Origin of the sequence: Shewanella sp. NKUCC01_JLK, assembly GCF_019345615.1 — a bacterium.
Taxonomy (GTDB): domain Bacteria; phylum Pseudomonadota; class Gammaproteobacteria; order Enterobacterales; family Shewanellaceae; genus Shewanella; species Shewanella oncorhynchi.
The window spans coordinates 89,778-111,174 of record NZ_JAHKRD010000005.1 but is presented as its reverse complement, the minus strand read 5'-3'; the positions used below and the strand labels follow the sequence as shown (position 1 = coordinate 111,174).

The window sequence follows — 21,397 nt, the reverse complement described above, 5'->3', positions numbered from 1 at the left end:
GCGCCCTAAGGCGCTTTTTAGAAACTAAGAGTCTGAACTTAGCTTAGAATTTAACAGTTACACCACCGTAAATCACGCGGCCGACTGTGTCATATACTTGTGGAACTGTACCACCATCGCTACCGTTAGAAACAGTAACTGGTTTTTCATCAGTGAAATTCTTAACGCCTAAACTGACAGTCGTCATATCATTGATATGATAAGTACCAGAAATGTTATGGTACAAAATTGAGTCTACATCAGTACCTTGAGCTAGATCTGTCATTCCGCCGATATAACGATTGAAGTACATAACACTCCAATCATCTTGACCCGCTGACAAGCTAAAGTTGTTACGAACTCGGGCATAAGCACCAAAGTTACCATCAATAGTACCAGTATAGCTTTCACCATCCTGCTCGAAGTTAACTAAGTAAGTTGTGTCATTGTTTAGTTTCCAATCTAAACCAATAAGCTCAAAGCTGTAGGCTAAGTTGAAATCTACACCACTCGTGTCTTGTGTACCCACGTTAGTTAAAGCATTCGTTAAATTATCTAAATCGCCATTAGCGCCGATATTGAAAATTTCACAAGATGCTGCACCTGTTGCATCGCCATCTACTTGGAATCTATGACATGCATCTAGACCTGCTTGAGTGTCCATACGCGCAATCGCGTTATCAACTTTGAAACTCCAGTAATCCAAAGTCACAGACATACCATCAAGATAGCTTGGCGAATACACTAAACCAGCCGTATAAGACTCTGATTCTTCAGGCTTTAAATCTGGATCTGATGTACGATTTACTAAAATTTGTGGATCTTGAGCATTGCCCCATGGATCATCTAAATAATCAAACGAACCTGAGTTACCACCATACAATTCAGCAACACTTGGAGCACGGAAACCAGTAGCCGCTACACCACGAACCATTAACTCATCCGTTGCAGCATAAGTTAAGCCAATCTTCCAAGTGGTTGCTTTACCAAAAGTAGAGTAATCATCTAAACGTAGCGCAAATTCACCCGTTAATTTCTCAGTGAAAGGCACACTTACTTCTTGGAAAATAGAAATAACGTTATAGTTACCATCAGTCGGGTCTTGTTGAGCAGCAGTACTTTCACCAGCAACAACTACAGGATCAGGATTATAAAAACCACTTTCACGACGATATTCCGCACCAATCGCAAAGCCAACGGCACCTGCTTTTAAATCAAACAATTCGCCATTTAAACCAGCAGAAAGTGTTTGTTGCTCATTACCACCATTTGCTTGCTCTGAATAACCGATTTCGTTAATCATTTGCTGTGTTAATGGGGTGCCACTAAACCATGCATTAGGATTTGCATAGATCGAATCAAGCATATCTGATGCATTGATAGAATTATCTACTGCAGTTTTAGCTTGGTTTTTACCATAGGTGTAGGTTACATCCCAGTTCATACCAGTATGAACATCTAAGGTGCCCGCTAAACCACCTGATAAACGCCAAGTATCAGTATCCTGAGTATAAATACGAGGACCTACATCGTTAGTCCGGCGACGATAGTTAACTAAACCCTTATCATCGGCTTTAATACCTGCTGCGATCATGCCGCTATCAAGCGTTACACATGGAGCTCCGGCTGGAACGCCCGCCGCGCCGCAAACATTTAGCATAAGATCAGCGGGTTGAGCAGCCATTTGCTGGTTAGAACGACGGTTGGTATAAATAGCATCTGCAGTTAACACAACATCATTACCTAACTCTTGAGTCATGTTAGCAAATAAACTACGACGTTCACTTGGTGTTTGATAGTAACTATCTTGGGTAAAATCATAACCGTATGAACGGTCTACCCAGTTGCCATTGGCATCTTTAATCTTGCCGCCTAAAGTACCTTCAGGGATAAATGAACTTGCACCAGGTTCAGTCCAATCACGGTCACCTTGGATCACGCCACGACGGTCAGAAAAAGCAGCACCAAAGGTGTAATTACCACCATCGGTATTGAAACCGTATAGTGCACTTACGTCGCCATTTTTACCGTCACCCTTGTCAGTGCCACTACCGTTAAAATCGAGCTGGAAACCTTCAAAGTCTTTCTTAGTGATAATATTCACTACACCAGCAATCGCATCAGAACCGTAAACAGCTGAAGCGCCGTCTTTCAGAATTTCAACACGTGCAATCATAGCGACTGGAATAGAGTTCAAATCCACAGAGCTGTTAGCACCGGAACCAGAGTTCACCATGCGGCGACCGTTTAATAACACAAGCGTACGTTGTGAACCCATGCCACGTAAATCAACTTGTGCAACACCGTCTGCACCGTTGTTTGTTGTTGAACCAATTGCCGCACCCGCCATCGAAGTCTGTACTTGCAGCATTTGGTCAACAGAAGTAAAACCTTCCGCTTTAATCGCAGCAGCATCAATAACGGTCACAGGAGATGCTGTTTCCATATCTTGGCGTTGAATGCGTGAACCTGTCACTTCAATACGTTCAACTTTTGCTTTTTCTTCAGCAGCAAATGCGCTTGACGTAACAAATGCACCAGTAGTGATAGATGCAACGATAGCTAAGTTAATAGCTGACGCTACTTTAGTTCTTTTGATCATGTATGAATGCTCCCTAGATCTTACTATTATTTTTATGCTTACAGCTTGTACAGCTATTGCTGTACTAGTGTTGCACCTGATACTGAGGATTCACTTTAACTCCGTCAATGCTCAAATTTTTAACCAATAAAAACAAATTGTTAATTATTGTGATTTACTTAGTTAATTAATTTGAATACTATTTTTTAATACCCTTATTTACCACACTTATACAGAGTTAATCACCACGATATGGATATTAAACAGACTTTAAGACTGTTAATAAGAAACATAAATGCAACATTTTGCACATTAAAAAATGTGATTTGGATCACACTTTTTAATCCTTATTAAAGTTATCTAGAAGAACAGTGTATTGATTAACTATTGTTAAATCTGCATATCTAGTAATATCCACAGATAGCCAAAGCGCTAAAATACCGATAAACATAGATAAATTGCATTAAAACAGAGATACACTATGTATCAATTGTGCTAATTATGCATTTTAACAACGTCTAAAATTATGGTTTAACAATTAAGGTACAAATAATTCTACACGTCTTTGAAATGACTATTTGTTACTGATCTTGCATATTAATTTTAAATATAAGTATTAGCTTCCAATCCCTCTAAACACTCCCTGTTTCTTATTCTTAAATAAATGACTTACATCTCATACGGACCACATTCAAGGACAAATTTTCTTTATAAAAAAAGCGACCACTTAGGTCGCCTCTTATAGTCTGTATCATCAAAATGATGATTACTCGGGTTTGATCAACTCAAAATGTTGATATGCCCGTGCGGTTGCAATACGGCCGCGGGGTGTACGTTGGATAAAGCCTTGCTGGATCAAAAATGGCTCTAGCACATCTTCAATGGTTTCGCGCTCTTCGCCTATGGCTGCGGCTAAGTTATCGAGTCCAACTGGGCCACCCATAAACTTATCGATAATGGCGAGTAGTAACTTGCGGTCCATATAATCGAAACCTTCATTATCAACATCCAGCAAGTCAAGTGCATGGTCGGCAACAAACTTAGTGACAGCGCCATCATGCTTCACCTGCGCGTAATCCCGCACGCGGCGAAGCAGTCGGTTAGCTATCCGCGGTGTACCACGTGAACGGCGTGCGATTTCAAATGCACCTTCAGCATCAATATCCAGTTCCATCACCTGCGCCGAACGCGTGACTATGGTGCTTAAATCTTTGATGTTATAGAATTCAAGCCGTAGCGGGATCCCAAAACGCGCCCGAAGTGGTGAAGTCAAAGCTCCTGCCCGTGTTGTCGCACCCACTAGAGTAAACGGCGGTAAATCAAGCTTGATAGAGCGCGCTGCCGGCCCTTCACCTATCATGATATCCAGCTGATAATCTTCCATCGCTGGATACAAAATCTCCTCCACCACAGGGCTTAATCGGTGGATTTCATCGATGAATAACACATCACCGGATTCGAGATTGGTCAAAAGTGCGGCGAGATCGCCCGCTTTTTCCAGCACAGGCCCCGAGGTGGATTTAATGTTCACCCCCATCTCGTTCGCAACAATCATGGCTAAGGTGGTTTTACCCAATCCCGGCGGACCGTAAATCAACATATGATCTAAGGCTTCATTACGATTCTTTGCCGCTTGAATAAACACCTTAAGCTGTGCCCGAGTGTCATCTTGACCCGTGTATTCATCGAGCATTTTAGGGCGCATTGCCCTGTCGATGGATTCATCTTGAGCTTGGATCTGCGGCTGGATGAGTCTGTCTGCCTCAATCATTGTTATTCCTTATCGCAGCTTTCATCTTAATTATCATCATTGTTCAATTAAAGCATCGATTTAAGGGCGGCTTTGATCAGGGTTTCTGAATCCATGCCCTCTTTGTAGGCTGCAGAAACCGATTTGCTCGCCTGCGGTGGTTTATAACCCAGCGAAATTAAAGCTGAAATAGCATCTTCTTCGGCGCTATTGACTGTCGGTGCGGGTGAGTAATTGGATTGCAGCACGAACTCACGCTCTGAGCCTGCTGAGGCTTCCATCAAGCTCTTGAGCTTATCGCGCATTTCTACCAGTAACCGCTCGGCGGTCTTCTTGCCAACACCGGGTAATTTCACTAAGGTCACTATATCATCGCGCTCAACGCAACCCACAAATTCTGCGGCTGTCATGCCTGATAAAATGGTCAAAGCAAGCTTGGGACCGACACCATTGGTCTTGATCAGTAAGCGAAATAACGCCCTTTCCTGCTTAGTGATAAAACCATAGAGAAGCTGTGCATCTTCACGCACCACAAAGTGGGTGTAGACCATAGTTTCATGATTAACTTCAGGCAGCTCATAAAAGCTAGTAAGCGGCATCTGCAACTCGTAACCAACACCGTTAACATCGATCAAAATTTCTGGTGCTTGTTTCTCAACGAGCACGCCCCGTAAACGACCTATCATCTGTACCGTCCGTATGTTCTTGCCGTTGCCCGGCCACTCAATGCAATTAAACTCTGGCTGGTGTGATAATGACACACAGCAACTCCGAGTGCATCTGCGGCGTCAGCTTGTGGGGCTGCGGGTAATTTAAGTAGTTGTTGGATCATGTGTTGTACTTGGGCTTTCTGTGCTCGCCCCGTACCCACGACTGCGCTCTTAATTTGAGTCGCACTGTATTCGGCCACAGGTAAATTGGCGACTGTGGCAGCAACAATGGCCGCGCCGCGTGCTTGGCCTAACTTGAGCGCAGAATCGGCATTTTTTGCCATAAATACGCGCTCAATCGCAAATTCGTCCGGTTGATACTGACGAATAATCTCAGTGATCCCATCAAAAATTTGCTTTAGCCTACCAGGAAGCTCTTCAGACGAAGTGCGAATACAGCCACTGCCGAGGTAAATCTGATGCCGTCCCTGACATTGGATCACGCCGTAGCCTGTGATCCGTGAACCTGGGTCAACACCTAAAATAATTGCCATTCAATACCTTATTTGGGATCTACATTTGCGTCCCTGTTCCTACGTTAGCGTTTGCGAGCTGAAATGGGCATCAATTGACGCCCCAATTCAGCTCACAGTCAATCTAGCCTAGGCTTGCCATCACATCATCGGAGATTTCCGCATTATGATACACCTCTTGCACATCATCGTGATCTTCAAGGGTGTCGATAAGGCGCATAAATTTTTCGGCGGTTTCTAGATCAAGCTCAGCTTTCGTCGAGGCTATCATCGCGATTTCGGCATTATCCGCCACAAAATGGGCGTTATCGAGCGCCTCTTTCACCGTATAGAAATCAACGGGATCAGTAAACACATCCACAGCACCATCATCATAGCTGACAATATCTTCCGCGCCCGCTTCAAGCGCCACTTCCATCAATGCATCTTCATCGGTTCCCGGCGCATAGGATAACACCCCACGCTTAGTGAACAGATAAGAAACCGACCCATCCGTGCCTAAGTTACCGCCCGATTTACTAAACGCATTACGTACACCACTCACAGTACGATTACGATTGTCCGTCATGGTTTCAACCATCACAGCGGTGCCGCCTGGGCCATAACCTTCATAGAGAATGGTTTCGAGTTGCTGGCCTTCTAATTCACCGGCGCCGCGTTTAATCGCACGATCAACCGTGTCTCGGGTCATATTACCACCGAGGGCTTTATCGATGGCGACACGTAATCGTGGATTGGAGTCGGGATCTGAGCCACCTTCACGGGCTGCAACGGTTAACTCGCGAATGAATTTAGTAAAGAGTTTACCGCGTTTAGCATCTTGAGCCGCTTTACGGTGCTTAATGTTGGCCCATTTACTGTGACCTGCCATGGGAAGTCTCCTCTACTTAGATATCATCTAGGTGCCATCACAAAGCTTATCAAGAGCCGAAGGTGGAATGAGACTAAATAACGGCTATTTACTTAAAGGATTGAACTAACAGATATTGATAAGCAGTGGAATGACGGTTCACTAAAACAAACCGAGGCTCATGCCTCGGTTTTCGGTACGACAAAAAATAACTGACAAGGCTAACGTCAATCGACTTACACTAAAACGATTTACATAATGTCGATTTGAATAAGGTCGATTTACAAAAGTCGCCTTACAAAGCCCTCTTACAAAAGATCAGTCTTCCGTTTTAACGGCTTTCTCAACCACGGCAATGCCAAGTTCAGCTAACTGCTGCGGATTGGCAAAACCAGGCGCGTTAGTCAGCGGGCAAGCGGCTGTAGTGGTTTTCGGGAACGCCATCACATCACGGATTGAACTTGCGCCTGTCATCAGCATGATGATGCGGTCTAAACCAAACGCTAAACCTGCATGTGGCGGTGTGCCGTAACGCAGCGCTTCTAACAGGAAGCCGAACTTCTCTTTAGCTTCTTCGTCGGTAATGCCCAGAATACGGAATACCGCAGACTGCATTTCTTGGTTGTGGATACGCACCGAACCACCGCCTAATTCGCAGCCGTTTAATACCATATCGTAGGCATCAGAAACGCGATTAGCTGGGTTAGCTTCAAGTTCAGCTGCCGTTACGCCGCGCGGTGCGGTGAACGGATGGTGAACCGCGTGGAAGTTGCCGTTGATTTTCTCAAACATTGGGAAGTCAACTACCCACAGTGGACGCCATTCACCTTGTAATAAGTTGAAATCTTCGCCCGCTTTAAGACGCAGTGCGCCCATAGATTCGGCAACCACTGTCGCCTGATCTGCACCAAACAGGATAATGTCACCAGTTTGCGCGCCAGTGCGGCTCACGATTTCATTGACTATGCTTTCGTTTAAGAATTTCAGTACCGGTGATTGAATGCCTTCTAAGCCAAGGCTTAGGTCATTAATCTTCATCCACGCTAAGCCTTTAGCACCATAAATGCCAACAAACTTCGTGTAATCATCTATTTGCTTACGAGACAGCGCAGCGCCGCCCGGAATACGCAGTGCAGCAACACGGCCTTCTTCATCGTTCGCAGGACCAGAGAATACCGCAAATTCGACTTCTTTGAGTAAATCGGCAATGTCCACCAGCTCTAATGGGTTACGTAAATCTGGCTTATCTGAACCAAAACGACGCATCGCTTCGTTGTAAGTCATGCGCGGGAACTCGCCAAGATCGACGTTCAGCATTTCAAGGAACAGACCACGCATCATCTCTTCGGTTTTCGCCATCACTTGCTCAGAGCTCATGAAAGACGTTTCGATATCGATTTGGGTGAATTCTGGCTGACGGTCGGCACGTAAGTCTTCATCACGGAAGCATTTTACGATTTGATAGTAACGATCAAAGCCTGACATCATCAGCAACTGTTTAAACAGCTGTGGCGATTGTGGCAAGGCAAAGAACTGACCTTTATAAGTACGGCTTGGTACTAAATAATCGCGGGCACCTTCTGGGGTTGCCTTGGTCAGGATCGGGGTTTCTATGTCTAAGAAACCGTTTGAATCGAGGAAACGACGCACAGAACTGGTCACTTTAGCGCGGAAAATTAATCGCTGCGCCATTTCTGGACGACGTAAATCTAAGTAACGATACTTAAGACGTTGCTCTTCGCTGTTGTTCTGGTAGTTATCCATGCTCAATGGCAGTGGATCGGCAGCGTTGATAATCGTCAAGGCTTGACCTAAGACTTCAATCTCACCCGTCTTCATTTGACCATTGACTTGGCTATCAGGACGGGCACGAACTAAGCCTTTGACCTGAACGCAAAATTCGGCGCGCAGCGTGCTGGCGACATTGAACACCTCAGGTAAGTCTGGATCATAGACCACTTGGATGAGACCTTCTCTGTCTCTTAAATCTAAAAAGACAACGCCACCCAAATCACGGCTACGATTAACCCAACCTACCAAGGTAACTTCTTGTCCAACGTGAGACTTATTGACGTCTCCACAATAATGACTGCGCATCTAACTCTATCCTTTATCCGGAAACCGGTGCTTTGGAAATAATCAAAACGAGATAAAAGCGGCATTATAGTAAAATAATGCCGATTACCAAAGTACTTCACACTTAGGCGGTGAAGTATCAAACAGTTTTACGCCCTTGACTAGAGGCGAACGCACTATCTGAGCATGAGCGTTCAAAAAAACATCAAGCTGAGCGATAACAACGCCCGCCGCTACTTTTTGCTTGGTACATCAGCTGATCGGCTTTTTTCAACAAACCTATCGCTGTGTCACCATCGCGGGGGTAAATCACCACGCCGATACTAACGGCGATGCTGACACTGACGCCTTGAATAAGCAAAGGGCTCGACAGTGCCTGTAGAATATTATCAGCAACTTGGGTTGCAGCATCGAGATCTTGCACACGATTTAGCAGGATAACAAACTCATCGCCGCCAAATCGCGCAACGGTATCTGAGCCACGGATAACCTTGGTTAACTTTTGGGCGACCAGTACCAGTAATTCATCGCCAATGGGATGACCGTGTTGGTCATTGATTTGTTTAAAACCATCGAGATCGATGAATAACAAAGCGAAATGTGCCTGTTCTCTGCGATGAGATAGCAAAGCTTGGGTTAGTCTGTCATCAAGTAAGGCACGATTGGGCAACTGAGTTAAAGCATCATGATTAGCCACATGCAACAAACGTTTTTCTGCCACCAATCGCTGGGTGATCTCACGATTTAAGCGGCGATTCACTAATAACACCGCCACCATCACTAAGCACAAGATTATCACGCCAAACACGATATAACGCAGCCATTGCAGATATTTAGCGCTCTCTGTCGCCACTGAAAATGACACCCAGCGCGTATATATTTTTTGCTGATGCTGAGCGTCAATCAAGGCTAAGGCTTTGTTAATCAGCGGCACCAGCGGCGCAAATTGAGGATAAACACCAATATGACTATGCTGATCGGCGAGATCACTGAGCAGCGACATTTTCAGTGTCGGATAGTGGCTGGTTTTAAGCTCAGAAGCTAAAGTCACCACTTTATCGATAAACACATCCGCATTGCCATTCGTCACGGCCGCTAATCCGGCCTGCGTATTTGGCACTATGACTAACTTGAGCGAAGGCTCCAGACTCATCAATTGCGCCACCAAATGATATCCCTCAACCACAGCTACCCTTTGACCTGCGAGCTGAGCAATATTAAAAACCGAGACTTGTTCCAGTTGCGATACTAAGGCCCACGGCGATGGCCAATAGGCTTCACTAAACGCTAAACGCTGCTGGCGCTCCGCCGTTTGCGCGACACTGCCGGCTAAACTCACCTCGCCCTTTTGCAACGCCTCGATTAACGAATGCCAATCATCAAAGGCAACGGGCGTGAGCTTAAGTTTGAGTTGTTCCTTGAGCAATTTGACGATATCGCTATTGATCCCCGCAAACTCACCCTGTTCATCCATAAACTCCATCGGTGGCCATTGCTTTAAATAACCGACTTTGAGTTCGCCTACACTTTCCACATAGGCCTGTTCTGCGGGGCTTAGGCTGACATGGCGCTCAGCTTGGGTAAAAACATGATCTTTAGGATTGAGCATCCATTTATGTTCAATCTCAGCAAATTCTTGATTGCTAATACTGTTAAACCCATTGGCTATCCTCTGTGTAAGGCCAGCATCATCGCTACGGGTCAGCACATAAATGTTGGTGCTAAATTCGAGATCAGGATACTGGCTAAAGTCAGACCAGCCTTTATTGAGCAGTAAATAATGGGATGTCCATGCACCCGCGGCGATAAAACCGACAACTTCTCCAGACCTCGCCCCCGCCACCATGGCATCCATACTGTCGTAATAACGCAGTGACACTTGGGGTAATGCTTTACGCAACTCCACCAAATAAGGCGCTGTCGGCACCACACCAATACGTTTACCTTTTAAGCTGTCTAAATCGATTAACTGTTGCTGATAGAGAAAGAGTCGACTCTTCACCGTATATAAATGCCAAGCCTGAGTAAGGCCCGTTTTAACATCATCACTTTCAGGATAACCTATGTGGGCATCGGCGAGACCGCGACGAACATCGTCCACGCTGGAGTTCATATCACCAGAAATAAAATCAACGGCAATACCCGTTTTCTCAGACCAAAGCTGCCACATGTCCACATACAAACCATGGGGTAAACCATCGACCCCTAAGTCCACAAAAGGCTCGACGCCCAGTTGCATCGAAATAACGAGTCCAGCTTGTTGACGTTGATAGCCAAGCCAACGTCGCTCCGTTTGCTGAATAAAGTGCACATCGAGCGCAGTGAAACCTTTATTGATCTTATCGACTAATGCAAGATTGCCCTTTTGAACTGCGGGTACAAACTGCATCGCCTTAATTTGAAGGCGGGCAGTATTGGGAAAGTTTGCGGCAATCTCTTGGGATGAGTCGGGATCTTTCAAATAGCCTTCTAACCCCGCAAAGACTACGATCTCGCCCGCGGCGACCCCTGCCAATAATTTCTCACGACTTTCGTAGCGTTTAAACACAAGCTGCGGTTCGATACGATGTAATTCCGCTTCATGGGATGAAGCCGCTACCACACCAATTTGAAAGGGGATCAGTTCTTTGATGGATTTTTTGCCCTGCAAGGATTTATGCAAATACAAAAAAGTGCCCACATCCGCAATGGGCACCGTAAAATCAAATTCTTGCTCTCGCTCTGGGGTTTTCCCCATGCCGATATGTACTTGCGCCTTACCTTGCCGCAGTTGATCAAGGGACTCGTGCCAGTGGCGCGCCACAAAAACAACTTGGGTATGGCTGTGTTTAGCCCACTCTTTCCATAAATCAACCAGTAATCCAGTCGGCTCGCCATCGTTGTCGACATATTGATAGGGAAAGCTATCCTCACCCATAACGATGATTAATGGCTCAGAGGACAACGGACTTGCCTGCCCCGTTATACCCAAAAAACAGCTGCACAAGATCACAATTAAGTGGATCACAAACTTCAAGTTGAGCCCTTAGTACTTGATGTACATGTAACGATTTTGTTATCTATTAAGTATTAGACAAAAATTTATCGCAAATTACTAGCATGATACTTGCTGCTAATCGCTCTGATTCGTTAAAATGCGCAGTTGAATTCCCATGAAAAATCTCAGATGAACGTTTCTCAAGACACTATCTACGCTCAAGCGAGCGAGCATATTAGCGATTTCCAGTTTGATAACCGTGTAGCAGGCGTATTCAGTGACATGATCCGCCGCTCAGTGCCTGGATATACGCAAATTATCAATACCATAGGCGATTTTGCAGATCGTTTCGTCATGCCAAATACTCAAATTTACGATTTGGGTTGCTCACTCGGTGCCGCCACCTTAAGTATTCGTCGCCAAATTCAAGGCCGCCAATGTCGCATTATTGCTGTAGATAACAGTGAATCTATGGTCGCACGCTGCCAAGAGAACCTGAATGCCTATGTCAGCGATACGGATGTCGATCTGGTTTGCGGTGATATTCGCGATATCGATATTCAAAATGCGTCATTGGTGGTACTCAACTTTACCTTGCAGTTTTTACCGCCAGAAGACAGAGAAACCCTGATAGCCAAGATTTATCAGGGTCTTAATCCCGGCGGACTTTTAGTGCTGTCTGAAAAAATTCGCTTCGAAGATGCTCCTATCCAAACCTTATTGGAAGAGCAACATTTGGACTTTAAACGCGCTAATGGTTACAGCGAACTTGAGATCAGCCAAAAACGCAGTGCGCTGGAAAATGTCATGAAGCCCGACACCTTAACCACGCATCAACAACGACTCACCCGCCAAGGCTTTAGTCACTTTAGTCTCTGGTTCCAATGCTTTAACTTTGCTTCTATGGTGGCCATCAAGTGATCAGCTTTAGCTCGTTTTACCAACAAATCGCCGATTCGAATCTACAGCACTGGCTCGAAACCCTGCCGAGCATTTTAGGCAAGTGGCAACGGGAACATAAACACGGCAACCTGCCAAAGTGGGAAAAAGTGCTCAACAAGCTGCACTATCAAGCACCCGACCAAGTGGATTTTGTTGATAGCGTGACCGTCGGTAGCGGCGAGCAACTTAGCCCAGGCGAAAAAGAGAAGCTTGAAAACCTGCTGCGTTTGTTTATGCCATGGCGTAAAGGCCCCTTCCACATTCATGGCATCCACATCGATACCGAATGGCGCAGTGACTGGAAATGGGACCGCGTTAAGCAACATATTTCGCCGCTGAAAAACCGCACTGTGCTCGATGTCGGTTGCGGCAGTGGTTATCACATGTGGCGCATGTTGGGCTCAGGTGCCAAACGTGTCGTCGGTATCGACCCTTCGCCGTTGTTTTTATGTCAGTTTGAAGCCGTCAAACGTTTAGCGGGCACACATCACCCTGTACACCTGTTACCATTGGGTATTGAAGAGCTGCCACCGCTCGATGCATTTGACACGGTTTTCTCCATGGGTGTTTTGTATCACAGACGTTCGCCTATCGATCACTTGTTACAGCTGCGTGATCAATTGCGCACCGGTGGTGAGCTCGTGCTAGAAACCTTGGTGATAGATGGCGACGAAAATGCCGTACTCGTGCCTCAAGATAGATATGGCAAAATGAATAATGTATGGTTCATTCCGTCCGTTGCCGCGCTCATGCTATGGTTAAAAAAGTGTGATTTCACTGATATCCGTTGTGTCGATACCGATGTCACTGCCCTTGCCGAGCAACGCCGTACCGACTGGATGCCCAACGAATCACTGGTTGAATACCTAGATCCTAACGACATCACCAAAACGGTTGAAGGTTATCCTGCGCCCAAACGCGCCACGATTATCGCGGTGAAAAATCAGCCTAATCAGGATTTAAACTAACCTTTTCAGTCTGAAGTAAGCGAATATCAGTCATTACGTCCTCAGGGTTTGAGTTGGTGATGGCTGATATCAAAAGCAGAAAGAACACCATTCCTCTAGTACATCTGGAATCTGTAGGTGTTCAGCAGCTCAGTGTAACTCCTTCCTTGAATAGCAATACATTTGCGACTCCCACCCTTATCGTTGACATCCAGAACAGAACAGGGTTTCATGCATAACAATGACTTGAAGCTAACTCAATTGGATACTAAGTCAAAGTTAACTCATTCCATCACAGATGCAGAACACATTACCCATGTTAAAACCCACTTTACTGGTTAGCCTGTTTGGCTTGAGCCTTTATGTTACGAATGCCGCCTATGCGGCGCCAAGCCCTGTTCCCCTTTTAGTTGAACAATGCCTGCGTTTGCCAAGTATTGATCTCGCGACTGTGTTCGCCAATGCGCGTTTAACTGCGTCTGAATTAACCTTGGCCCAGCGCGCGCTTATTTTTGAGCAACAGATGTTAGGGCTTAATAATATCAACGACAGGCTCAACTATTACCGTGGGTTTAACTTACCGAGTGAGGAACGCGAGGGTCTACTGCAATGCCAGCTACACCTCGCCGACACCCTATCGCAACTTCTCAGCCAAACTGAATTGAGCCAACTCGCCTACGCCTTAGCCCAAGGCAATGCAGAACAAATACTGCTGAGCCAACAGCTTAAACAGTTACTACAACAGCATTGGAGCGCCGAGGAAAAAGCGAAATTACATACAGCGCAAGCCAGCATAGGCCAAGGGTTAGGCAGCCAGCAATTTAATCTTGCCTTCAATGACAGCCAATGCCAACCCGAAGCGACTCAGCAGCAACATCATCTGCATAAAAAAGGTGATAAAAGTGATGAGCCGAAGCCCGACAATTCAAAGCAGAGCGACTTTTCTGGCACTATCGTCAGTTACTTACTGACGCAGGAAAACGCCGTATGTCGCCAAAATGTATGGCAGGCCTACCAAGTCAGAGCCAGTGAAACCAATCAAACGGCATTAGAGCGAATTGCTGAGCAGCGCCAACAAGCCGCCACTGCTGCAGGCTTTACCGATTACAGCGCATTAGTGCTTAGTTCGCAGCAGTTATCGTCCCCTGAATTAGTCAAAGCTTTTCTTGATAGCCAAACCCAAGATCTGCAAGTGGCTCCCTGGGATATTGGACGAACCCTGTCACAACAAGCATCAGCCAAGGGGCCGACATGGCAAACTTCTGACGTCTTGAGTCGCAGCTTTACTTATCTGCAAGTGTTTGGTTTACACTTTGAGACCATAGAAACCGCTAAGGTCGATAAAATACCTGCCGATCCCAATCGGCCACATATCGTCAGGGTCTACCACCAGCAAAGATTGTTAGGTGAAATCTATGTGGCGTATAACCCAAATCCACAGCAAGGTAGTCAACAGCAGACATTGCGTCAAAGTGTACTCGGCCAGCAATTTGGACAACAAGCGTTGGATCTCAAACCACAGCTGAGTAACTACAAAGACATTGAGCAATTAACCGAATCCATCGCAGAGGCTGTCACTTCCCTTGCTAAAGCGAGTCATTTCTACCTCAACAATGCCATGGGGCAGAGTCAGGATAGCTATTTTGTAGTGAGTCTCTGGTTAGCTGAAGTGCTGCGGCATCAACTCTTTCCGCAGTTTGAACAAGATTATTTACAGGAGCGTGAAACATTAGCTAAAGCTTATTCGAAACAGCTCAAAGTTTTTCGAGCTAAGGTTGCAGTTAACTTTTACCAAGACGCAAATTCACAAGTCTATCCCAATCTCGCTGCAGAGTTTAGTGCCAGCTTTGGCCAAGGTTGGCCGCAAACCAAGGATTATCCCTACAGCTTTAATGCTATCGCCAACGAAGGACCGCTCTACTACCAATTACTCTGGCAAGCATCGCTAGCCAGGCTGATAGATCAATCCACATTCAACTGCCGAGACAAACTCAAATTATTCAATGTATTAGTCATCAATGAAGACGCTTTAAGCTTCAGTGACCAATTAAAAGTGGTCATTGGCGCCCCCGTTAATAGTGCTGCACTGATCCAAAGAATTTCAAATAGCGCCGCTTCAGAACATGCTGACAATTCCAACAATCAAGCTTTCGACGCAACAGGTTCTTGTGCGTTTTAAGTGTGAATGCTTAGGATGTGTTTGTGACTCGCTCGGGCGCAAACACTGAAAATCGTCATGATTAGCCTCTCTATCACCTTAATAACTTAGCGCGACATAACTATCTATATGTCGTGAGAATGACTGACTCTATGATATTTAATTGAAAAAGTCGTAAGAAGTGGCCACTATAAGCCTCAATCTATCGTTTTTTTGAGATTATAATGACTCGAGCTAAATCTACCTTAGAACAATGGCGTATTTTGCAAGCGGTGGTCGATTTTGGCGGCTATGCCCAAGCGGCCGAAAAACTCAACAAGAGTCAATCGTCACTTAACCATGCCGTTGCCAAATTACAGCATCAGTTAGGTATCGAGCTACTCGAAGTCAAAGGCCGTAAAGCCTATCTCACCCCGCAGGGCGAAGTGCTGCTGCGCCGCTCACGGCATGTCACCCAAGCCGTCAATGAGTTAGAACAACTTGCGAGTAATCTCGAACAAGGGTGGGAGCCGACACTCACGATTGCCCGTGAAATTATCTATCCGATGGAAAGCTTAGTGTGCGCCCTCAATGCGTTTCTGCCCCATAGTCGTGGCACTCGAATCATCATGCTGGACTCAGTGATCACCGGCACTCAAGAGCTCATTCAGCAGAGTAAAGTCGATATTGCTATCTGTGCAGGGGTGCCGCCTAAAGGGTATTTATCCGAACCCTTATGTGAACAAGAACTCTACCTCGTCTGTCATCCAAATCACCCACTCGCTGACTTAGGCACAATTGAAGACGATAAACTACTGGCACAATATTTACAGTTAGTGATCAAAGATACCGGCGTGCAATCCAATATCGACATAGGCTGGCTCAAAGCTGAGCAGCGCTGGACAGTCTCTAACTTCCATGAAGCTAAAGTCATTTTAAATCAAGGTATTGGTTTCTGTTGGATCCCCTCTTTCTTAGTCCAAGAAGAATTGGCTTCGGGTAATCTAGTACGTTTACACCTTGAGGGCAGCCAAAAACGTCGCATCATGTTGAGCTTAGTTATCCCTAATAGGGATCAACAAGGGCCTGCATCAAAACTGCTTGCTTCCTTGATTTTAAAACAGCATGGAATTGAAACGACGAATAGTCATTAACAGCAAGATACAAAAAGAGTTATCAATTCGAGTGAGCAAAACGATAAGTGCTAACTGCTGATTAAATGCTTAGTTCTTAGTGGCGCTGAGAAGTTGTTTCGAAAAAGATAATGAAAAGCGAATCATGGAAATAGTTAAAGCTTAAAACCTAATCTTACACACTAAAGTCGACATAGCGCGCTTGTTGATAACCCAAGTATTGCGGCTGAATAAATCCTGTCTCCTGCAAGAGGTCATCTACCACATATAACTTGCTCTGCAAAGACACATTCGAATTCGCGCTAGCACTGATATTTGAAGACTGCTCATTTACATCGTTTGCGGACAAAACATCCGTAGATTGCAAATTGCTAAGCAGATCATTTGAAGATGCCAGATAAGAAGGCTGAATATTGGCTTGCGACGTCATATCGACACGAACTGAAGGTCCAGCACTGGCTTGTGCAACCGCGACATAATAACGGCTTGCAGCACTATCGGATCTTGAAATAAAACCCGTCGCTAAATCCGCTGAAGTTGAAGCTTCTCCAAATGCTAAAGTTGCGGTCGGTGGCTCAATCGTTTCCACTGTGGTCGATGTAGTGACTGAGTCACTGATATCAGAAGAGGTTTTCGAACCCGTATCAATGACTCTCGTGTTGACCGTTTGCGCCTCGATCGCTTGTTTTAGCTTATCAAGCGCAGTAGAGGCGGGGGTGAATACAGCCTCTTGGGGCTGAGCAATATTACCGGACTCATCAACGTCTCCCGTCACTACAGGTGTATGTTTTTCTAACGGTGGCAACTCTTTGATTTGTGCATCTGCGTCTATTAATGTTTGAGCCGTTTGCAAGTCAACAATTTGTTTTTGTCGCTCCTCTGCCAGCATCACCTTAGCTTCATTCATTTTTTGCAAGGCTTCCGCGGCAACACGGATATCCGCTGATGACGGGTCAACAGGAGCCATTGCTGCGGCATAAACTTGCTTCATTTTGTTTATCGTTGCAAGCGGGTCGCCTCCCACTGGAGAGACATCAATCTGCACTTCGCCATCGGTGGCGTAACGTTGGCCATCAGCACCCTTTTCATACTTAAAACTCGGGCTCTGAGCGTATTGTCCTCCGACGGTTGCGTGGGCATGCTCATGGGCTTTAACCTCTGAATCTCGAGTTTTAAGTTCATCGACTTGCTGTTGCTGTTGAGCCTGCACTTTTTCTTGGGCTTGTATCTCTTGTTCTTGAGCCTGTTGAACCAGTGATTGTTGCTTTGCCTCTTCCGCTGCTGCTATTTGCTGTTTCCGCGATTCTTCTTCCTGTACTTGCTTTTCAAGCTGATTATCATTTGGGGCAAAGACAGCAGCTAAGACTTGTTGACTATCATCTGGGTTAGACGCTGTCGCAGGAGCATCTACAGGACTAGCTTGAGCCTGAGCTTCACCGAAAACTTGAGTAAATAGTTCTAACACAGTCGGTCGAGCAACATCATTGCTAGCGGATTGATCTGTGGCTTGCGTAGAGTTTGACTGACCAACAGGCCCTGCACTCGTTGCTACACTCTTATTTACAGAACTGTTAATTGCAGAATCGGACGTAGTGGGATCAACTAACGCAGCTCCAGTAAAGACAGTTTGTGGCCCAAACACTGCCGCTAAATCAGGCATTATTGGAGAAACATCACCCGTGCTAGATGGATTGAAAGCAGGAATATAAGTACCCCTAGTGCCAATTGATGGACTCAGAGGCGTAAAAATATCAACGGGAATATTGCTCGTTACACTGAGATTTGGACTTATTGTAGCCAAGGAATTTACCCCAAGTCCGCTATTACTCGTACCCGCGACGGGCGAAAATACCTGAGTAGAAATAGGTGTCGCAATCTGTCCCCCGCGTACACCAGAAATGGATCTTGGTCCTGTTAACAAACTAAAACTCGCATCGGCATGTAAGCTAGCTCGATCATTTAACGTATTTACCTGAGGATTGCTCCTTGGCGTTGGTACGGAAAAAGGAGCGACCTCGAGTGCTTGGCTTGCACCATTCAGTACAGGAAGTACAGGTGCTGCAGTTGATGAAACAGCACTAGAAGCAGCAAAAGACACATTCGGTGATGAGTGGAGAGATTGGGAAACGTTAGCAGCTAATGAAGTAATAGGCGTGGCTTGAACTGGAGCAAATGAAGTTCCAGTAACCTGTAGTTCATGGACACCACTCGCTTCAATTTTTGCGGAGCCTGCAGTGTGAGCGCTGGCTCCTTGATAAGTGCTATTAGCGTGACTCTGGTTTAGGCTCTGGCTTTGAGTCTGGCTTAGATTCGAGCTGAGCATCTTATCATGTGCCGAAAATGAAGAGGATGGCGCTCCAACCTTAAGTGATAGCGCCACAACCGACATGATATTTACACCTTAATATTAATGATCGAACCTATCGTTTCAGAATCAGTTTCAATCACTTCTGTTGACGCTTCCCCTTGTCTTAATGACTCATTAGCGGTAAGTAATGCCGAGGTTTTATCAGGCTGCGCAACATCTCTTGTAGATTCAGCCGGAGTCGCACTTTGAGTCGGTGTAGGTTTAGCCACATCTATTGTTGCTTGAGTGAGCCCAGATTGAGCACTTTGCAAGCCTTGCAGACCGGATGAATAAGCAGATTGGATTTGCATAACGGTATTCCTGCACGCTGTGATTAATGGGTCAATTATTGACCAATCACCTGCAAAAGTACAGGTTTTATCCGCATTCTCACCATTTATTTATGGTCTTATTTATCCTGTGATCCAATTGGCTTCCCAATCCTTAAATACGGGATTAAAACCCTGCAGTTGCATCTGTTCGATGACTTGCTCGACGCTGCGATCATCGCTTATCTCAAATTGATCGAGTTGACTGTCGGGTGCTTGATAGCCGCCCGGTTGTGTCGAACTACCCGCACTGATTTGAGTAATTCCAAGTGGCAAAAGATTATCCCTCAGCTCAGGGCTTTCCCTTGTCGACATACTGATATCAAGCTGATGATTAAAAAGTCTAAATGCACAAATCATTTGCACTAAACCTAAATCCGATAGCATAACTTTTGGGGTGATCCCGCCAGTACAAGGCCTTAACCTTGGCAGCGAAATACTAAAGCGAGTGCGCCAATAGCGACGCTCTAAATAGTCAAGATGATATCCCATCATTAACGCATCTAAACGCCAATCATCCAGCCCCAGTAATACCCCAAGACCAATTTTATCCCCCCCCGCCGCCGCAACTCTATCCGGTGTTGCTAAGCGATAGGCAAAATCCATTTTTTTACCTCGGGAATGGTGACGAGCATAAGTCTCGGGCTGATAGGTCTCCTGATAAATCATCACAGCATCTAAACCTAGCGCGACTAACTGGCGATAATGGTCCTCACTCATGGGTTGGACCTCCATCGCCACATGGCTAAATTGCTGCTTTACCAACGGCAACATTTGCTTAAAATAATCGATGCCGACCTTAGTTTCATGCTCACCCGACACCAGTAAAATAGAATCAAAACCTCTGCCTTTGATAATAGCTATTTCAGCCATCAACTCCTGTTCATTCAAGGTCTTGCGTTTGAGTTTGTTACTCATGCTAAAACCACAGTAATCACATTCATTAGCGCACAGATTCGAGACATATAGCGGTAAATACATGCCAAGATTCGCGCCAAATCGCTGCCGCGTAAGCGCCGCAGATTGCTGCGCCATGGTTTCGATATAAGGCTCTGCCGCAGGTGATAACAAGGCCAGTAAGCTGCGTAAATCCCCTGCTGGACTCACTAACGCCCGCTCGACATCTTGGGCTGTGCAAGAATACAAATCGAGTAACAGTTTATCCCGTGGGATTTTGGCAAATTCCGCTACAAAACTCATTGGTTTAAAAATCCTGTCAGAGGACTGGTCTGTACCGCGCCCGTTTGTACTCGGCCAAGCCCAGCTTCAAACGCCCGTCTACCGCATTGCACCGCATCCTTAAAGCACTCGGCCATCACTATCGGCGACGCGCTGCTGGCGATGGCGGTGTTGACGAGCACCGCATCGGCGCCCAGCTCCATTGCCCGCACAGCCTGTGAAGGCGCGCCAATGCCGGCATCGATCACCACTGGCACCCGCGACTGCTCTATGATGATTTTTAAAAAGCTTTCAGTGACTAAACCCTGATTACTGCCAATCGGACTCGCCAATGGCATAACCGCAGCGCAGCCCACCTCTTCCAAGCGACAGCACAGCACAGGATCGGCATGCACATAGGGCATCACGATAAAACCTTTATCACAGAGAATCTTGGCCGCTGCTAAGGTTTCAATTGCATCGGGCATCAGGTACTTAGGATCGGGGTGGATTTCGAGCTTAATCCAATGAGTTCCCAGCATTTCACGGGCAAGCTCAGCCGCAAACACCGCTTCCTTGGCGTTTCTCGCCCCCGAAGTGTTAGGCAATAGCCGGACACCCGCTTGACGTAACGGCGTGAGTAAATCATCAAGCCCCATTTTAAAATCAATTCTTTTCATCGCAACTGTCACTAACTGCGATTTTGAAGCCATTATCGCCTCGATCATCACTTGGCTATTGCTGAACTTTCCCGTCCCAGTAAATAAACGCGACTCAAACTCCACATCGGCAATCTTTAACATACTAGCCTCCCGCTACAGCTGAGAAAAGTTCTAATTTATCTTCATGTTGGCAGAGAATAGATTGCCAGCGATTGCGCGGAACGACCTCAGCATTCAACACGATAGCAACTGAATCGAGGGCAATATTTTGTGCGAGGATCACAGCCGCGAGTGACGTCGGTTCAGATAACGACTGCGGGATATTGTTTATGTGAATTAAAATCAT

Annotated in this window: 16 protein-coding genes; 4 read left to right on the top strand and 12 right to left on the bottom strand. The window is 45.9% G+C overall.

Going from position 1 to position 21,397, the window contains the following annotated elements:
• Positions 1-43: 43 nt before the first annotated feature.
• From KO537_RS07120 to KO537_RS07090, 7 genes are all read right to left on the bottom strand, one after another.
• Entirely contained in the window at positions 44-2,581 is a 2,538-nt protein-coding gene (locus tag KO537_RS07120) for a TonB-dependent receptor (RefSeq protein WP_028759855.1), read from the bottom strand.
• Positions 2,582-3,326: 745 nt separating this feature from the next.
• Positions 3,327-4,331, bottom strand: coding sequence for a Holliday junction branch migration DNA helicase RuvB (ruvB, locus tag KO537_RS07115; protein WP_028759854.1), 1,005 nt, complete (start codon positions 4,329-4,331; stop codon positions 3,327-3,329).
• Positions 4,332-4,378: 47 nt separating this feature from the next.
• A complete protein-coding gene (ruvA, locus tag KO537_RS07110; RefSeq protein ID WP_028759853.1) occupies positions 4,379-4,996 on the bottom strand; it encodes a Holliday junction branch migration protein RuvA in 618 nt (205 codons plus the stop codon).
• Entirely contained in the window at positions 4,993-5,514 is a 522-nt protein-coding gene (gene ruvC, locus KO537_RS07105) for a crossover junction endodeoxyribonuclease RuvC (RefSeq protein ID WP_006081743.1), read from the bottom strand. The genes ruvA and ruvC overlap by 4 nt, the downstream gene beginning before the upstream one ends.
• 103 nt (positions 5,515-5,617) lie before the next feature.
• A complete protein-coding gene (locus tag KO537_RS07100; protein ID WP_219234121.1) occupies positions 5,618-6,364 on the bottom strand; it encodes a YebC/PmpR family DNA-binding transcriptional regulator in 747 nt (248 codons plus the stop codon).
• Between the two features lie 297 nt (positions 6,365-6,661).
• Entirely contained in the window at positions 6,662-8,440 is a 1,779-nt protein-coding gene (aspS, locus tag KO537_RS07095) for an aspartate--tRNA ligase (RefSeq protein WP_012089298.1), read from the bottom strand.
• 184 nt (positions 8,441-8,624) lie between these two features.
• Positions 8,625-11,435, bottom strand: coding sequence for a transporter substrate-binding domain-containing protein (locus KO537_RS07090; protein WP_173496874.1), 2,811 nt, complete (start codon positions 11,433-11,435; stop codon positions 8,625-8,627).
• Positions 11,436-11,585: 150 nt separating this feature from the next.
• On the opposite strand from KO537_RS07090, the gene cmoA reads away from it, so the two are divergent.
• From cmoA to KO537_RS07070, 4 genes are all read left to right on the top strand, one after another.
• On the top strand, positions 11,586-12,317 hold the full coding sequence (gene cmoA, locus KO537_RS07085; RefSeq protein ID WP_173496873.1) for a carboxy-S-adenosyl-L-methionine synthase CmoA: 732 nt from the start codon (positions 11,586-11,588) through the stop codon (positions 12,315-12,317).
• Positions 12,314-13,306: a tRNA 5-methoxyuridine(34)/uridine 5-oxyacetic acid(34) synthase CmoB gene (gene cmoB, locus KO537_RS07080; protein ID WP_173496872.1), complete on the top strand. Its 993-nt coding sequence runs from the start codon at positions 12,314-12,316 to the stop codon at positions 13,304-13,306. The genes cmoA and cmoB overlap by 4 nt, the downstream gene beginning before the upstream one ends.
• Positions 13,307-13,601: 295 nt before the next feature.
• The gene (locus tag KO537_RS07075) at positions 13,602-15,464 is read left to right on the top strand and encodes a M3 family metallopeptidase (RefSeq protein ID WP_219234120.1); all 1,863 of its coding nucleotides are present in this window, start codon (positions 13,602-13,604) and stop codon (positions 15,462-15,464) included.
• Positions 15,465-15,667: 203 nt separating this feature from the next.
• A complete protein-coding gene (locus KO537_RS07070) occupies positions 15,668-16,576 on the top strand; it encodes a LysR family transcriptional regulator (RefSeq protein ID WP_028759846.1) in 909 nt (302 codons plus the stop codon).
• A gap of 154 nt (positions 16,577-16,730) precedes the next feature.
• Here KO537_RS07070 and KO537_RS07065 read toward each other — a convergent pair whose 3' ends face one another.
• From KO537_RS07065 to thiS, 5 genes are all read right to left on the bottom strand, one after another.
• Entirely contained in the window at positions 16,731-18,944 is a 2,214-nt protein-coding gene (locus tag KO537_RS07065; protein ID WP_173244713.1) for a putative metalloprotease CJM1_0395 family protein, read from the bottom strand.
• Positions 18,945-18,949: 5 nt separating this feature from the next.
• A complete protein-coding gene (locus tag KO537_RS07060) occupies positions 18,950-19,213 on the bottom strand; it encodes a chemotaxis protein (RefSeq protein WP_173244710.1) in 264 nt (87 codons plus the stop codon).
• 102 nt (positions 19,214-19,315) lie between these two features.
• Positions 19,316-20,431 (bottom strand): 2-iminoacetate synthase ThiH, encoded by a 1,116-nt coding sequence (gene thiH, locus KO537_RS07055; protein ID WP_173244707.1) that lies wholly within the window; start codon positions 20,429-20,431, stop codon positions 19,316-19,318.
• Positions 20,428-21,192: a thiazole synthase gene (locus KO537_RS07050; RefSeq protein WP_173244704.1), complete on the bottom strand. Its 765-nt coding sequence runs from the start codon at positions 21,190-21,192 to the stop codon at positions 20,428-20,430. The genes thiH and KO537_RS07050 overlap by 4 nt, the downstream gene beginning before the upstream one ends.
• A 1-nt stretch (position 21,193) precedes the next feature.
• Positions 21,194-21,397, bottom strand: coding sequence for a sulfur carrier protein ThiS (thiS, locus tag KO537_RS07045; RefSeq protein ID WP_105252576.1), 204 nt, complete (start codon positions 21,395-21,397; stop codon positions 21,194-21,196).

Excerpts from the sequence above, each read along its gene's own strand:
- KO537_RS07050 (WP_173244704.1), bottom strand. The coding sequence starts at position 21,192 with ATGTTAAAGATTGCCGATGTGGAGTTTGAGTCGCGTTTATTTACTGGG.
- KO537_RS07070 (WP_028759846.1), top strand. The coding sequence starts at position 15,668 with ATGACTCGAGCTAAATCTACCTTAGAACAATGGCGTATTTTGCAAGCG.
- KO537_RS07060 (WP_173244710.1), bottom strand. The coding sequence starts at position 19,213 with ATGCAAATCCAATCTGCTTATTCATCCGGTCTGCAAGGCTTGCAAAGT.
- KO537_RS07075 (WP_219234120.1), top strand. The coding sequence starts at position 13,602 with ATGTTAAAACCCACTTTACTGGTTAGCCTGTTTGGCTTGAGCCTTTAT.
- KO537_RS07065 (WP_173244713.1), bottom strand. The coding sequence starts at position 18,944 with ATGTCGGTTGTGGCGCTATCACTTAAGGTTGGAGCGCCATCCTCTTCA.
- KO537_RS07120 (WP_028759855.1), bottom strand. The coding sequence starts at position 2,581 with ATGATCAAAAGAACTAAAGTAGCGTCAGCTATTAACTTAGCTATCGTT.
- ruvA (WP_028759853.1), bottom strand. The coding sequence starts at position 4,996 with ATGATAGGTCGTTTACGGGGCGTGCTCGTTGAGAAACAAGCACCAGAA.
- thiS (WP_105252576.1), bottom strand. The coding sequence starts at position 21,397 with ATGATTTTAATTCACATAAACAATATCCCGCAGTCGTTATCTGAACCG.
- ruvB (WP_028759854.1), bottom strand. The coding sequence starts at position 4,331 with ATGATTGAGGCAGACAGACTCATCCAGCCGCAGATCCAAGCTCAAGAT.
- ruvC (WP_006081743.1), bottom strand. The coding sequence starts at position 5,514 with ATGGCAATTATTTTAGGTGTTGACCCAGGTTCACGGATCACAGGCTAC.
- thiH (WP_173244707.1), bottom strand. The coding sequence starts at position 20,431 with ATGAGTTTTGTAGCGGAATTTGCCAAAATCCCACGGGATAAACTGTTA.
- cmoA (WP_173496873.1), top strand. The coding sequence starts at position 11,586 with ATGAACGTTTCTCAAGACACTATCTACGCTCAAGCGAGCGAGCATATT.
- aspS (WP_012089298.1), bottom strand. The coding sequence starts at position 8,440 with ATGCGCAGTCATTATTGTGGAGACGTCAATAAGTCTCACGTTGGACAA.
- KO537_RS07100 (WP_219234121.1), bottom strand. The coding sequence starts at position 6,364 with ATGGCAGGTCACAGTAAATGGGCCAACATTAAGCACCGTAAAGCGGCT.